The following is a 13,956-nucleotide window of genomic DNA, read 5'->3' on the forward strand; positions in this document are numbered from 1 at the left end:
ATAAGCCGTCCTTATAACCAATGTGGTCGAAAATTATTGCCTAATTCAGCGCACGCCGCGTGTCTGGGGCAGCTAAGCAGATGATCATTAACAAAGCCCAAGGCCTGTAAATTGGCATAACAAATGGTGCTGCCAAAAAAACGAAATCCGCGTTTTTTTAGATCTTTACTAATGTGATCTGATTGGGTGCTGGTAGCGGGTACGTCGGACAAACTGCGCCAGTGATTTTGCAGTGGGGTGTCATCGAAGTAGGACCACATATAGCGAGCAAAGCTGCCGTATTCCTTTTGAATGTCTAAAAACAGGCGGGCGTTGCTAATGGCGCTTTCTATTTTTAAACGGTTGCGCACAATTGCAGGGTTGGCCTTTAAAACCTCGACCATGTCGGCGTCAAATTTGGCGACTTTACGGGGATTGAAATTGGCAAATGCTTTTCGATAGCCTTCGCGCTTGCGTAGTATGGTGAGCCAACTGAGACCGGCTTGCGCAGATTCCAAAATAAGAAACTCAAAATGTTTGGCGTCGTCGTCACTGGGTACGCCCCACTCCGTATTATGGTAGCGAATATATTGCGGGTCACTGAGACACCAGCCACAAAGCTCAGACACAAGGCATACTCCTTTTCTTTATTCTTGCAGATTACACCATTCACAGCGCTGGCGGCTATGCCATAATGACGGGCATTCTTTCCTAATACGCTAATTCAACAGGGAGTTTTATGAAGATGATTAAGCCAGTTTTGGCCTTGTTATTGGCGGCAACTGTGGTGGCTTGTGCGGAGTCACCTACTGGGCGCCGTCAAATGCTTTTGTTTTCAGATGGTGAAATGTCGCAGATGGGCGGCACAGCGTTTGAAGAAATGAAAAAGAAAATGACCATCAATAAGGACGGCGCGACGAATCGCTATGTTAGTTGTGTTGCTGATGCGATTACCGCCAGCCTACCCTCGGAGTGGCGGGGCAGTTGGGAGGTTGTGGTATTTCAGGAAGCCTCAGCTAACGCCTTTGCATTACCGGGTAAAAAAATTGGTGTTCATACCGGTATATTCTCTGTGGCGAAAAATGCTGATCAGCTCGCGACGGTAATTGGTCATGAAGTGGGCCATGTCTTGGCGCATCACAGTGCCGAGCGGATGTCGGTGCAAAGTGTCGCCGGTACGGGTACCCAGTTAGTGGGGGTGTTATTGGGTGAAGGGGCAGGTAAAGAGACTGTGATGGGCTTGCTTGGCTTGGGTACGCAATATGGGGTTGTGCTACCTTACGGTCGGGCTCAAGAGTCAGAAGCCGATTTAGTGGGTTTGGATTTAATGGCGAAGTCGGGCTTTAACCCTGAGGCGAGTATTAGTCTGTGGCAAAACATGAGTGCAGCCAGTGGCGGTCAGCCGCCTGAGTTTATGTCGACCCACCCCTCCCACGCGTCGCGGATTAAAGATTTGCAAAGGCAGTTAGCGACAGCAACCCCCCTCTACCAGCAGGCGCAGGCCAGAGGTATTAAGCCGGTGTGTAAGCGCTAAACAGAGAGGTAAGAGGAAAGGGTAAACGCGACGGAAATAACATGCTCGTCGCGCTTATTCATCGCAACAGGCGCGGTGATTCATCGATAGCGCGGGCGCCTGACAGTCGGGCTTGCCAATAACCTTGGCGGGCACGCCAGCGACCACGGTATGAGGCGGTACATCGCGTAACACCACGCTACCGGCCATTACTTGCGCACCCTCACCAATATGTATATTGCCCAGTATTTTTGCGCCAGCGCTGAGTAATACGCCATCAGCGACCTTGGGGTGGCGATCACCCTCTTCTTTACCGGTGCCGCCAAGAGTGACCGATTGCATAATAGATACATTATTGCCCACGACGGCGGTTTCGCCGATCACAATACCCGTCGCGTGATCCATCAGAATTCCTTGACCGATTCTAGCGGCGGGGTGAATGTCGACGCCAAACTCGCAGGAGATTCGGTTCTGGAAATACAGGGCTAGCGATGTCCGGCCCTGTAACCACAGGGCGTGGGCAATGCGATAAGACTGCAGGGCATGGAAGCCTTTGAAATATAAAAAGGGTATCGACAGACTGCCACATGCCGAGTCGCGCTCAAATACCGCGCAGATATCGGCGCGTATGGCGCCGCCAATACTGGGGTCGCTAATAAACGCTTCTTCAATGACCTCTCTTACCAGCAGCGCTGATGCGGCTGGGCTGTCGAGACTGTGTGCCAAGTGAAAGCTAAGCGCGGTTTCCAGGGTGTCGTGATTGAGGATGGTTGCGTGTAGAAAACTGGCTAGTACTGGCTCGCGCTCGACCTCGCAGGCGGTTTCCTTGCGGATGGTTTGCCATACAGGATCGAGTTTGTCAGTCTTTTTTGCGGCGTGAATAGTCATGATGAATAGTGTATCGAAATTGTCGCCAAAGTATAGCGCGGCGTGTTGCTCGTGTAACCTTTGCCCCCCACACTGAGCCACGATCTTCATGTTTTGGTAATTTACAGCCATTGCCCCCACGCAATGGGCTTGCGACACTAGAATGACGTTTTCCAGTGGACTCATTATGCGGCAGGATCAGCGACCCTATTGGGTTAAAAAGAACTATTTACGCTTTCGCAGTTGGTATACCCAGCATTTTCTAAAGCCCGCCTGTGATTTTCTGGGCGATTACCCGACCTTTATGAAGCCTTGGTATATCTCGATCTCGGGGCCAAATATTGAAATTGGCCACTGTGCCACGGTAATAGGTGAGCCGGAAAATCGGGTAAAAATTGGCGTTTGGGGAAATGACGAGCACAGTGGTCGAATTAAAATTGGTGACTATGTGCTGATTAGTCCGGGTACTCGAATTTCGGCCGCCAATGAAATCATTATTGGTGACAGCGTCATGATCGCCAATGGTGTATATATCACTGACAGCGATTGGCATCAGATGTACGACCGAGCGAGTCGCAGTACCGATTTTGCCCCGGTTCATATCGCTAATAATGTGTGGCTGGGTGACCGCAGTACCGTGCTTAAGGGCGTCACCATTGGTGAAAACAGCGTGGTTGCGGCCTGCGCGGTAGTGAGCCGGGATGTGCCTGCGAATGTTGTGGTAGCCGGTAATCCGGCCGTTGTGGTGAAAGAGCTGGATGTGACTCGACCAATGAAAACCCGCGCAGACTATTTTGCTGACCCAGAGGGGCAGGCTAAATTTTTTGATGGTGTCGATAAAATGGTGTTACAAAAAAACGGCTTCTTGCGCTGGTTGCGAATATTGGTAAAGCCGAGTACTAAGGATTAGGGGCGCGCTGCGGATATCCATATGACGCTTAACTTATTTTGCTGTGGGCCGGTCTAATATTTCCATTTTCGCGGGAACGCCTTCTGAGCCAATCAGTAGACGTTTGCCGTCTCGGCTAAAGGTTCCGGCTTCAATTTGCGGCAGGGATTTTACGTTCACCACGACGGGTGTTGCGTTTAAGACTTGCAGCCAGCTTTGATTTTGTTTGCGCGGAAAATAGTAGGTTTTACCGAGGGTGACAATAATGGCGGCGTCACCGTTAGGGCTAAATGCCATCGCTGTTGGAGAAAAACGAGTGATGCGTCCGGCGCCTTGAGCTTGGTGTTTGTCGACACTTGGGATACTGCGGATCTCCCCTAAATAATTCAATGGCACTGGCTGTTCTGTCAGCGCGTCTAGGGAAAAGCGGTAGAGGCGAGGGTGGACGTCGCGTTTACTCAGCAAATAGACAAAGCGCTCGGCGCTGTCTACCGCGAGGGCTTCGGCGTCTCGGGGGCCGTCTTCGTTTATTAGCATGAAATGGCGTTGCACGCTGGCTTCCATCACCGGCGATTTCAGCACAGTAGGCTCGGCTATTACATACACGTCCGTGTAGGGCCGAAACGCCATATTGTCGCCAATATCAGCAAGGACTAAATAGCTGCCAGTGGTGTCGCTAAAGCTGTCTATATCTTCCCAATCAAAAGCGCTAGCGCCTTTGATACGTAGCTCAGTGAGGTGTTGCCCCTGCTCATTAAAGGCAACTAGGCGGGGGCGGTCGCCACTGTCGTTATGTGCCCAGTAACGATTATTGTGATGAGCGCTTGCAGTGATGCCGCTCATCTCGGTGAGTAAGGTGCTGTTGATTTCGATATGGCGGGCTGGAGCAGCGCTTGCAGTTGTGGCAAAAGTAAGCTGGGCGGCCACGGCAATACAAGTGCACAGCATGCCGATGAAGGTGCGAATTCTGAGTATGCTCATGTGGATCCTGTCGGGGTGGCAAATTGCTGTTCACTATGGAGTGCGTAGTTAGGTGCTTGTTCCCGCACCACTGAGCTATTTTACACGCGCAATATAATGGTTTTAAGACACCGGTGTTTTGCGAAACTCTCAACGCTGTCGGTTTCAATAAAATGCAAATATAGACAGCGTCAAGATGCCTTGGTAGATTGGTCGGATGTCTACATCTGAAATTAGCGCCGGTGCAACAGAAGTTAAGCCCTACCATCATGGTGATCTGCGACGGCAGCTGCTCGATGCTGCCGCCAATTTGATTCGTGAAGAGGGGGAGGCTGCCTTGTCAATGCGAAAGCTTGCCCTCGCGGTTGGCGTGTCGCGCACTGCACCATACCATCATTTTAGCGATAAGCAGGCTCTTCTGTGTGCCGTTGCTGAAGAGGGCTTTCGGCGCTTTCGACGTATTGTTACCACCCGCCTTGACACTTCTGAGCCCGCTGCCGTGATTGATGAGGCGGCGATTCGCTTATTTATACGTCGCTATATCGATTTTGCGGTGAGTAACGCCGAGTATTACGACTTAATGTTTGGCGGTCATTTGTGGAAGTCCGAGCAGTTGACGGCGTCTTTGAAAGGCGAAGCCTACACTTCATTTAAGGTTTATGTTGATCAGATTCGCTGTTGGCAAAAAGCAGAGTTGGTGTCTGCCACGGTTGATCCGCTGCGCTATGCCCAGGTAAGTTGGTCGACTTTACACGGCATGAGTCGATTGCTGATTGACGGCATTTACTTAGACTCAGAGGCCGTAGCCGCCATGAGCGATGCCGCCGCCAATATGTTCTGGCAGCAACTACAGGCTGCTTAAGCCATTATTACTTGGCAGACCTTGCCTCAAGCACGGACATGGTTGACACTTCTTGGCCTTTATTTTGGTGTTATTAGCTAGGAGTCTGTGTGTCGGCCATTATTAGCGTATCCAATCTGAATAAAATCTATGCTGGGGGCTTTCGGGCTCTGAATAATATTAGTCTCGATATTCGCCGAGGTGAAATTTTTGCGCTGCTTGGTCCCAACGGTGCTGGCAAAACCACCTTGATTAGTATTATTTGCGGCATTGTCAATCCTAGTAGCGGGACAATCAGTGCTGACGGCCACGATATTGTGCGGGACTATCGCGCGGCCCGCAGCAAGATAGGCTTGGTGCCGCAAGAGCTCTGCACAGATGGTTTTGAAAGCGTGATGGCAACGGTCAAGTTTAGTCGAGGTTTGTTCGGTAAGCCCCCTAATCCCGCGTACATCGAACAAATTCTCCGTCAACTATCGCTGTGGGATAAAAAGGATTCGCGGATCATGTCCTTGTCGGGTGGCATGAAGCGCCGGGTGATGATTGCGAAGGCGCTATCGCATGAGCCTGAAATCCTGTTTTTAGATGAGCCGACCGCGGGGGTAGATGTGGAGCTGCGTCGGGATATGTGGAATATGGTGCGGGGGCTGCGGCAGCGGGGCGTGACAATTATTCTGACCACCCACTATATAGAAGAGGCCGAAGAAATGGCTGACCGAATTGGCGTGATTAACAAAGGCGAAATAGTTCTGGTAGAAGACAAGCGTGTGTTGATGGATAAGCTTGGGCAAAAGCAACTGCGCCTGCAGTTGCAAAAGCCCTTGGCTGTGCTGCCGCAGGAGCTGCAAGCTTATCCTTTAAGTCTGGGTAATGAGGGAATGGAATTAATTTACCATTTTGATACCCAAAGTGAGCACACCGGCATTGCGGATCTCTTCCGCCGCCTCGATGAGCACGGCATTGACTATAAAGACTTACAATCGCGGCAACGCTCTCTAGAGGAAATTTTTGTTAGCCTGGTATCTGCCCAGCCACCCGCTGACGCGCCGCAGGCATCGGAGCTAATGTCATGAATATTCACGCTATTCGGGCTATTTATTTGTTTGAGTTAGGCCGTACTTGGCGGACTTTGATGCAAAGCATTGCCTCGCCAGTCATATCGACCTCACTGTATTTTGTGGTGTTTGGCTCGGCGATTGGTTCGCGCATGGTAGAAATTGATGGGGTGAGCTACGGCGCGTTTATTATTCCCGGTTTAATTATGCTGGCTTTGTTAACCGAGAGTATTTCCAATGCTTCCTTCGGGATATATTTTCCTAAATACAACGGCACCATCTACGAAATTTTATCGGCGCCAATTTCCATGCCCGAGATTCTGCTTGGCTATGTGGGTGCGGCGGCCAGTAAGTCAGTGATACTGGGTGGGATTATCCTTATTACGGCGCGCATATTCGTTGATTATCATATTGCCCATCCGGTGTGGATGGTCACATTTCTGGTGTTGACGGCGGTCACCTTTAGTTTGTTTGGCTTTATTATTGGTATTTGGGCAGATGGTTTTGAAAAACTGCAAATTATACCGATGCTCATTGTGACACCGCTGACCTTTCTTGGTGGCAGTTTCTATTCCATTACTATGTTGCCGCCCCTGTGGCAGACCATTACCCTCGCTAATCCCGTTGTGTATTTGATCAGCGCTTTTCGTTGGAGTTTTTACGATGTTGCTGACGTCGATGTTGGGGTCAGCGTGGCAATGATTTTGCTATTTATGGTGATTTGCTTGGCCTTGATTGCGTGGATTTTTCGCACCGGCTATAGACTAAAAAGTTGAATCTAATATTGATAGCGGTGCTCCCAGCGAATTCCGCTTGAGGTCTTGCCCACCGGCTACTTTTAGTAAATGTTTGAACAAGCGCAAGTTTCAAAACTTGTTTTTGTATGAAGACATGCTAATGTGGCCGCCATGAATAATAAAAACGAAATCTTAAATTTAATTTCAATTATTTTAACAGTGGACGGGCTGCCCGAATTTTTGGTGCCGGCCTTTCTCTTTCAAGGCGATGGAGCTTGCTCGGTCGCCTGATTAACCACGCTAATAAATTTAGAACTGAAAGTGTGCCGTGCAATAAGGTGCGGCATATTGTCGGTACTATGCTTGGAGAGACGAGTGTTGACTAATTTGGATGATGAGTACTTATTGATAAAAGAGTCGGACTACCTGTCCTTAACCGAGTTTATAAAGTGTAATCGGTCTGAGGCGACAGTGGCCCTGGCAGAGGAAATGCGCAAGGCGAAGGTGCTGGCTGACGAGGGTTTTCCTGACAATGTGGTGTCATTAAATGCCACTGTTGATTTTTTTGACCCCGAGCTGAGCAAAGAAAGTAAAGTCACTTTGGTGCTGCCATGGCAGGCCGATTTGACCAAGAGAAAAGTGTCTATTCTCTCGCCAGTCGGTTGTGCCTTAATTGGTTTGCGAACGGGTAAACGAATTAATTGGCCTTTGTTAAACGGTAAAACTCGCACCCTAGATATCGTGGGGGTGAGTCAGATGCAAAAACGCAAAATAAGGTCTCGCGCTTAAGTACTGTATACAACCCCCATGGACGGGGGCTAGCAAGGTCCTCCCGCATTTACCCAAAGCCGCAAAGCGTCGGCGAATTCACTTTGACTCAGTGGCGGCGTACTGCGATTCGCGCCGGGATTCCAACCCCATAAAACCAATTCATCCTCGGTCATGTGTCGGAATAAATCCTCTAGGCTGCGATTGCCATTTTTACCGGTGTCTTTAAGCGCGGCACAGAGCTGGCTAGGGCTTAAGTCCTCCCATGCCATGCTTAGTGGTGCCAGCCCCCAGTGCGGGGCGCCGGGCACCTCGTCGTCGGCCACATTGCTATCTTGGTGGCAGGCTGAGCATTGCAGTGTTGGCGCGCCGTGGTTGTCTTCGCCACGAACGACGAGTTGGTCGTGGCGGCGTCTTTCGTCACCTTGGCGAGGAAACTCGGTTTTGGTGTGACAGTTTAAGCAGCGGGGGTGGGTGAGCACCTCAAATAGCGGCTGAAACAGCGGCGATTGCGCAATGGCGGTTGTGCTGAGTAGGCTGGCGGCGATCATTAGCCATATCATTGGCAGGCGGCTGCGGATTTTTGCAAAATACGATGTCATTGTCGGCTCCGAGATCACGCGATAATAAAATTGAGGCGGCTTAGCGGTAATTCGCGGATGCGTTCACCGGTGGCGGCGAAAATGGCATTGGCTAGGGCCGGACCAACACAGGGCACACCAATTTCACCCACACCACCAACAGAATTACCGCTATTCACAATCACCGTTTCAATGATCGGCGTTTGGTGCATACGCAATACTGGGTAGTCATCGAAGTTGCTCTGCTGCACCACGCCGTCTTCGAGTAAAATCTCACCGAAAAGCACGCTAGACAGCGCAAAAATGACTGCGGACTCGACTTGGGCGATAACAAGGTCGGGGTTGACGGCTGTGCCGCAATCGACGGCGCTGACCACTCTGTGCACGGTTAGCTCGCGGTTAGCAGACACCGACACCTCGACGACTTGGGCAATAAAGCTATTCCAGTGGCCCATAACCGCAATGCCCTGGCTCACGCCGGAGGTGCTTCGCCCCCAGTTTGCTGCTTGGCTTACTGCGTCGAGCACGGCGCGGTGACGGGGCTTTTCGCTGAGTAATTGGCGCCGGAATGTATATGGGTTTTGCCTGACCCGCAGGGCTAGTTCGTCAATAAACGTCTCTTGGGCAAAAACGTCGGAGAATTTATTGACTGAGCGCATCCACAGCGAAGGCATTGTGGGGAGTACGGTCAGATGTGCATCCATCAACACATTGTCGATTTTATACGGCATACCGGTTTCGAAATCGGTCAGCTCGGCGAGCGGAGGTAACTCCATGTCATGCAGTGCATCGAGCGCATTTTCGACATACAGCGATGCCGTGACATCTTGGGTTACCGCGCGGTGAGTCCATGCGGTTATTTCATCGGCACTGTTTAATGACGCTGACACCCGCACGGATGCCGCAGGGCGGTAATAGCCGCCTTTCATGTCATCTTCTCGAGTCCAGATGACTTTCACTGGCTGTTGTAGGGCTTTGGCAACAAAGCAGGCGTCGCGGACAAAATCGGCCAGCGGGTTGCCGCGTCGACCAAAGCCGCCGCCAGCGGGCATCATATGGAAATTGATTTGATCGGGTAGGAGACCTAACACGACGCCTGCAAAAATTTTGTCGAGGGTGGCGGACTGGGTTCCGGTCCAGATTTCTGCGCTACTGCCGTCGTAGTCTACCACCACATTCAGTGGCTCCATGGCCGCGTGTGCCATAAAAGGAAAGTAGTAGTCGGCACTCAGGGTCTCGCTGGCTTGGAGTTGCGCCAGTAGTGTTGAGCCGTCGCTGCGAATGGGTAGGCCCGGCAAATTAAGACGTAGATTGTAATCATTGCGCTGACTGGCGGAGTCGGTGCGGCCAGCGAGTAGCTCATTCCAGCTGACTTGCAGCGCTTTACGCCCTTGTTGGGCAGCCCAAAAATCGTCGGCGACTACCGCGACACCGCCGGGTATGGTGTGCACGCTGCGCACGCCAGGCACCGCAAGCGCGGCGTTGTCATCGACACTTAGGGCTTGGCCGTTAAAACGGGGTGGCCGGGCAATCAGGGCCGTAAGCATGCCGGGGATGTCGACATCCATGCCGTATTTAAAACTGCCGTCAGTTTTGGCGCTGGCGTCGGTGCGCTGGGGCGAGGTGCCAATAATTCGATAGCTGGCCGGGTCTTTAAGGGGCGGATTACTTGGCACACTCTCGTTGGCGGCGGCGCTGGACAGCTCGCCGTAGCTCGCGCTGCGACCGCCGATATCGTCGATGACGTAGCTGGCCTCAGTGCGCAGGCTACTGGCATTAACGCCCCACAGTTTGGCGGCGGCGTTAATCAGCATTTGCCGAATTGCGGCGCCGACACTGCGTTGAGCATCGAAATAGCCACGGATTGCTGAGCTGGCCACGGTAAATTGCAGTAAGTTTTGGAAGTAGGGATTGTTAAAATTGGCCGCGACCGGTGATTGTTCGGCGCTGACCAGGCTCCAGTCGGCATCTAATTCTTCGGCGACAATCATCGGGATCGCGGTGAGGGCGCCCTGACCGATTTCCGTTGCACCGACCAGCACCGTTATGCGGTTATCGGTGCCTATGCGCATAAACTCACCCAGAATAAACTCTTCAGCGGGGGTGGGTGTTGGCGTGCCGTTATTGTTGCTGGGTGGCGTTGTTGGGCGACTGCCAGACGAGCCACCTCCGCAGGCAACCAGCAAGCCGCCGCCGGCCATAACGCTGACACGAATAAAATCTCGTCGACTAAAACCAGAGTGCGTCATGGGCTGCTCCTACAGTTGTTCGCTGGCGATTTTGTGAATCGCCTTGCGAATGCGTGGATAGGTGCCGCAGCGGCAGATGTTGCCTGACATGGCGCGGTCTATATCTTGGTCGCTCGGCGCTGAATTACTTTTCAGTAGCGCCGTTGCGGCCATAATTTGGCCCGATTGGCAGTAGCCGCATTGGGGTACGTTCAATTCCCGCCAGGCGTCTTGCACGAGACTGCCGATGTGTTCGTTGCGAATGTCTTCAACGGTGCGTACCGCTTTATTGCCCACGGCGCCAACGGGCATAACGCAGGCGCGGGTGGGCTGGCCGTCGATATGCACAGTGCAAGCGCCGCACAGGGCTTGGCCGCAGCCGTACTTGCTGCCAGTCAATTTGAGATTTTCACGCAACACCCATAGCAAGGGTTTGTCTTCGGGGGCATCGACGGTGTGGGAAACACCGTTCACTTGAATTGTTAGCATGCGTTAACTCCTGCACTTGTCTGCTAAGCCGGTTTGAACTCACCACGAGCTCAGCGCCGCCGGAACAACGGGCGGGCTAGCCGAGTAGCATCGGAAAGCTGTTTTGGCGGCGCTTAATTTTATTTTCCTGTGGTCTAACGGCAGCACCTAGTAGTGCTGCCGAAAGTAGCAGTGAATGTTGTACGTGTAAACACTGCGGTTGGATCATTGTGATGGCGGTTTGTTTTTATTTTCTCTCATCGCCTAGTAGGGCAAACGCAGAGGCGCTTCTTGCATCAAGGCTAATTGCTCTCGCAATTGCAGGATATGCTCGCCCCAGTAACGCTCAGTATTAAACCAGGGAAAGGCTTTTGGAAAGGCTGGGTCTTGCCAGCGCCGCGCAAGCCACGCCGCGTGATGCATAATGCGCAGGCTGCGCAGGGCCTCGATAAGGCCAAGTTCTTTGGGGTTAAAGTCGTAAAATTCGTTGTAGCCCTCTACCAACTCCATAATGGCGCGCTGCTGGGCGTCGGGTTCGCCGGAGAGGAACATCCACAAATCCTGTATTGCGGGGGCCATACGGCTGTCGTCAAAATCGACCAGCCAGGTTTCGCCATTGCGGGACAAAATGTTGCCGACATGACCGTCGCCGTGGGTGCGAATATAGCTGGGCGTAATATCGGCAAAGCGCTGGTGAACGAGTTTGAGGAGGTCGGCGCTGAGGCTGGCATAGGCGTCACCTAGGCTGGCGGGAATCACCCCGTCGAGAATAAAACTGCGGCTATCGTCACCGAAGCTTGCCGTGTCTAGCGTTGGTCGATACTGAAAAGGCGTGCTGGCACCAACGAGGTGAAGTCGGCCTATCAATCGGCCAAGCTGGAAGAGGTTGTCCATATCGTCGAGAGCTGGGGCGTGGCCGCCGCGACGGGGGTAGAGCGCGAAGCGGTAACCCTCAAAGCTGAACAAGCTGCTACCCTTTTCGTCGCGCCACGGGGCAATGACCGGAATGTCAGTGTCAAAAAGTTGCTGTGTAAATTGGTGTTCCTCTAAAATTTGTTCGTCGCTCCAGCGCTCTGGGCGGTAAAACTTCACGACGAGGGGTTCTTTGTCTTCCAGGCCAAATTGGTATACGCGATTTTCGTAGCTGTTTAAAGCAAATACCCGCAGATCGCTGATGAATCCAAGGCTTTCAACGGCGTCGATAACCCGATCGGGGTTAAGTTCTGCAAAATCCTGCTGTTCGTTCTCGCTCATGATGCGACTCCAGTTTCATTGACGAGGGCGACAGTTTTGATTTGCGCAAATACTTCCTGACCAGCGTGTAAGGCTAGGCGGTCGCGGGATTTGCGGGTGATGCGAGCCAGTAAATACTGATCGCCGACACTTAGGCGTACAGTGACTTGGGGGTTCATGGCTTTATTCCGGGCGATATCGCCGTCAATGGTGTCTATGGTGCATCTTAAGCTATTTAAAATGCTACTTTGGGTCGGCGCTTCAAGGCTGATACTGATGTCTCTGGCCGCAACAAAAAGCCTGAGCTGCTGGCCCGGTGCAGCGGATATTTGATTAATGCTGAGTTGATGGTCCGTAGTGAGTTGCAAGGTGCTTAACTGGTATTCATGGTCATGGCCAAGAAGCGTGGCGTTAAGTACCGCGCCCGCATTTTGCTGACGGCTAAGGGGTAGGTCGAGGCGACTGCTGAGCTCGACCAGGTCACCTTCGGCAATGAGCTGTCCGTTTTCTAGTAATACCACGTGATCGGCGAGGCGGCTGACTTCATGGAAGCTATGGCTAACGTAGATAATCGGCAAGCTTAAGTGCTGGGGCAGCCGCTGTAGTACGTCCATCATTTCGTCTCTGGCGGCGTCGTGCAGCCCTGACAAAGGTTCATCCATTAGCAGTAATTGTGGATGACGCAAAAGAGCGCGGGCAATAGCGACTCGTTTGCGCTCGCCGCCCGAGAGCTTGTTAACATCGCGATTTAGCAGCGCAGTAATTTGCAGCCAATTGCAGACTTCCTCAACACTTGGCCCGGCTGAACGAAATTGCCGTCTTTCGGCGTAGCCTAGATTCGCCGCAACGTTGAGGTGTGGGAATAATTGGGCATCTTGGAAAACCAGCCCTACTCCACGCTTTTCACATTGTAGGAATAGCCCTTGGCTTTGCCAGTCACTGCCTAAAAATTGCACCATGCCGTCGGGCGCGCGATCCAATCCGGCGATGCAGCGTAGCAAGCTCGTTTTGCCGCTGCCGCTGGGGCCGCAAATAGCGGTAATGCCGGTGCTTGGCAAGGCGGTGTCAATATCCAGCCGGAAGTCGCCGCGCTGCAAGTGTAGTGATAGCAGTAAGCTCATGCCCGTGCCTTGGGCAAATGGCGGTTACCCAGCTCAAGGCCGCGATAGCGGTTTAAACGGTATACCCAGCAAAGGACAATAAAGGAGAAGGCGATGAGGCCACCGGCTAGCCAGTGGGCGGCGCCATATTGCAGGGATTCAACGCGGTCGTAGAGTGCGATAGACAGCACCTGGGTGCGACCTGGGATATTGCCGCCAATCATTAGCACTACGCCAAATTCGCCCACGGTATGGGCAAAACCCAAGGTAATAGCAACCAAGAAGTTGCTGCGGCACAGGGGCACAACAATACTAATAAAGCGGTCGAGGCGGGCGGCGCCCAAGCTCGCGGCGGTTTCCAATAGGGCTTTGGGGACTTGCTGAAAACCACTTTGCAGTGGCTGCACCACAAAGGGTAGCGAATACAGCACTGAAGCAATGACCAGGGCGCTGAAGCTAAACGCGAGATTTTCGCCGGTTAAGCTAAGCCAAAACTGGGCAATCGGTGAGCTGGGTGCAAAAGCGATGAGTAAATAAAAGCCTAAAACCGTTGGCGGTAATACCAGTGGCAGTGCGACAAGGGCTTCAATAACGGGCTTGCCGCGCCATGGCGTATTCGCCATCCACCAGGCCAGAGGTGTGGCGATGACCAGCAGGATTAGGGTGGTGAGTCCCGCCAGTTTTAGTGTCAGGAAAATAGCCAGCCAATCGTGGTCGCTCATGCTGGCCAGCCTGTA

The 13,956-nt window shown here is 52.5% G+C and carries 15 protein-coding genes; 6 read left to right on the forward strand and 9 right to left on the reverse strand.

The genetic code is table 11. The features are described 5' to 3' along the window. Window positions 1-11: 11 nt before the first annotated feature. Window positions 12-608 carry a DNA-3-methyladenine glycosylase I gene (locus AZF00_RS04340; protein WP_008246217.1) on the reverse strand — a complete coding sequence of 199 codons (597 nt, stop codon included), beginning with the start codon at window positions 606-608 and terminating at the stop codon, window positions 12-14. A gap of 110 nt (window positions 609-718) precedes the next feature. Between AZF00_RS04340 and AZF00_RS04345 the strand changes: the two genes are divergently transcribed. Further along, entirely contained in the window at window positions 719-1,513 is a 795-nt protein-coding gene (locus AZF00_RS04345) for a M48 family metallopeptidase (RefSeq protein ID WP_231856188.1), read from the forward strand. Between the two features lie 54 nt (window positions 1,514-1,567). Here AZF00_RS04345 and cysE read toward each other — a convergent pair whose 3' ends face one another. Beyond that, window positions 1,568-2,380: a serine O-acetyltransferase gene (gene cysE / locus AZF00_RS04350; protein ID WP_040802499.1), complete on the reverse strand. Its 813-nt coding sequence runs from the start codon at window positions 2,378-2,380 to the stop codon at window positions 1,568-1,570. Window positions 2,381-2,546: 166 nt separating this feature from the next. Here cysE and AZF00_RS04355 point away from each other — a divergent pair, with 166 nt between their 5' ends. Beyond that, a complete protein-coding gene (locus AZF00_RS04355) occupies window positions 2,547-3,269 on the forward strand; it encodes an acyltransferase (protein WP_008246220.1) in 723 nt (240 codons plus the stop codon). A 33-nt stretch (window positions 3,270-3,302) separates the two neighbouring features. On the opposite strand, the gene AZF00_RS04360 is transcribed toward AZF00_RS04355, so the two are convergent. Further along, window positions 3,303-4,229 carry an esterase-like activity of phytase family protein gene (locus tag AZF00_RS04360; protein WP_008246221.1) on the reverse strand — a complete coding sequence of 309 codons (927 nt, stop codon included), beginning with the start codon at window positions 4,227-4,229 and terminating at the stop codon, window positions 3,303-3,305. 196 nt (window positions 4,230-4,425) lie between these two features. Here AZF00_RS04360 and AZF00_RS04365 point away from each other — a divergent pair, with 196 nt between their 5' ends. From AZF00_RS04365 to AZF00_RS04380, 4 genes are all read left to right on the forward strand, one after another. Continuing rightward, a complete protein-coding gene (locus AZF00_RS04365) occupies window positions 4,426-5,070 on the forward strand; it encodes a TetR/AcrR family transcriptional regulator (protein ID WP_008246222.1) in 645 nt (214 codons plus the stop codon). A gap of 89 nt (window positions 5,071-5,159) precedes the next feature. Continuing rightward, window positions 5,160-6,122, forward strand: a complete 963-nt coding sequence (locus tag AZF00_RS04370; RefSeq protein ID WP_008246223.1) for an ABC transporter ATP-binding protein — start codon at window positions 5,160-5,162, stop codon at window positions 6,120-6,122. Next, window positions 6,119-6,880 carry an ABC transporter permease gene (locus tag AZF00_RS04375; protein WP_008246225.1) on the forward strand — a complete coding sequence of 254 codons (762 nt, stop codon included), beginning with the start codon at window positions 6,119-6,121 and terminating at the stop codon, window positions 6,878-6,880. Before AZF00_RS04370 ends, AZF00_RS04375 begins: the two co-directional genes overlap by 4 nt. Window positions 6,881-7,216: 336 nt before the next feature. Continuing rightward, window positions 7,217-7,630, forward strand: a complete 414-nt coding sequence (locus tag AZF00_RS04380) for a GreA/GreB family elongation factor (RefSeq protein WP_008246227.1) — start codon at window positions 7,217-7,219, stop codon at window positions 7,628-7,630. 29 nt (window positions 7,631-7,659) lie between these two features. On the opposite strand, the gene AZF00_RS04385 is transcribed toward AZF00_RS04380, so the two are convergent. The 6 genes from AZF00_RS04385 to modB form a co-directional block, all read right to left on the reverse strand. Then, window positions 7,660-8,211 carry a hypothetical protein gene (locus AZF00_RS04385; RefSeq protein WP_008246229.1) on the reverse strand — a complete coding sequence of 184 codons (552 nt, stop codon included), beginning with the start codon at window positions 8,209-8,211 and terminating at the stop codon, window positions 7,660-7,662. A 14-nt stretch (window positions 8,212-8,225) separates the two neighbouring features. Further along, complete coding sequence (locus AZF00_RS04390; protein WP_008246231.1) at window positions 8,226-10,439, reverse strand: xanthine dehydrogenase family protein molybdopterin-binding subunit; 2,214 nt, start codon at window positions 10,437-10,439, stop codon at window positions 8,226-8,228. Between the two features lie 9 nt (window positions 10,440-10,448). Continuing rightward, window positions 10,449-10,907 (reverse strand): (2Fe-2S)-binding protein, encoded by a 459-nt coding sequence (locus tag AZF00_RS04395; RefSeq protein ID WP_008246233.1) that lies wholly within the window; start codon window positions 10,905-10,907, stop codon window positions 10,449-10,451. 243 nt (window positions 10,908-11,150) lie between these two features. Then, window positions 11,151-12,140, reverse strand: a complete 990-nt coding sequence (locus AZF00_RS04400; RefSeq protein ID WP_008246234.1) for an SrkA family protein kinase — start codon at window positions 12,138-12,140, stop codon at window positions 11,151-11,153. Then, complete coding sequence (modC, locus tag AZF00_RS04405) at window positions 12,137-13,240, reverse strand: molybdenum ABC transporter ATP-binding protein (protein ID WP_062383218.1); 1,104 nt, start codon at window positions 13,238-13,240, stop codon at window positions 12,137-12,139. The genes AZF00_RS04400 and modC overlap by 4 nt, the downstream gene beginning before the upstream one ends. Further along, window positions 13,237-13,941: a molybdate ABC transporter permease subunit gene (modB, locus tag AZF00_RS04410; RefSeq protein ID WP_062383220.1), complete on the reverse strand. Its 705-nt coding sequence runs from the start codon at window positions 13,939-13,941 to the stop codon at window positions 13,237-13,239. The genes modC and modB overlap by 4 nt, the downstream gene beginning before the upstream one ends. Window positions 13,942-13,956 lie beyond the last annotated feature (15 nt).

Origin of the sequence: Zhongshania aliphaticivorans (assembly GCF_001586255.1) — a bacterium.
Lineage (GTDB): Bacteria > Pseudomonadota > Gammaproteobacteria > Pseudomonadales > Spongiibacteraceae > Spongiibacter > Spongiibacter aliphaticivorans.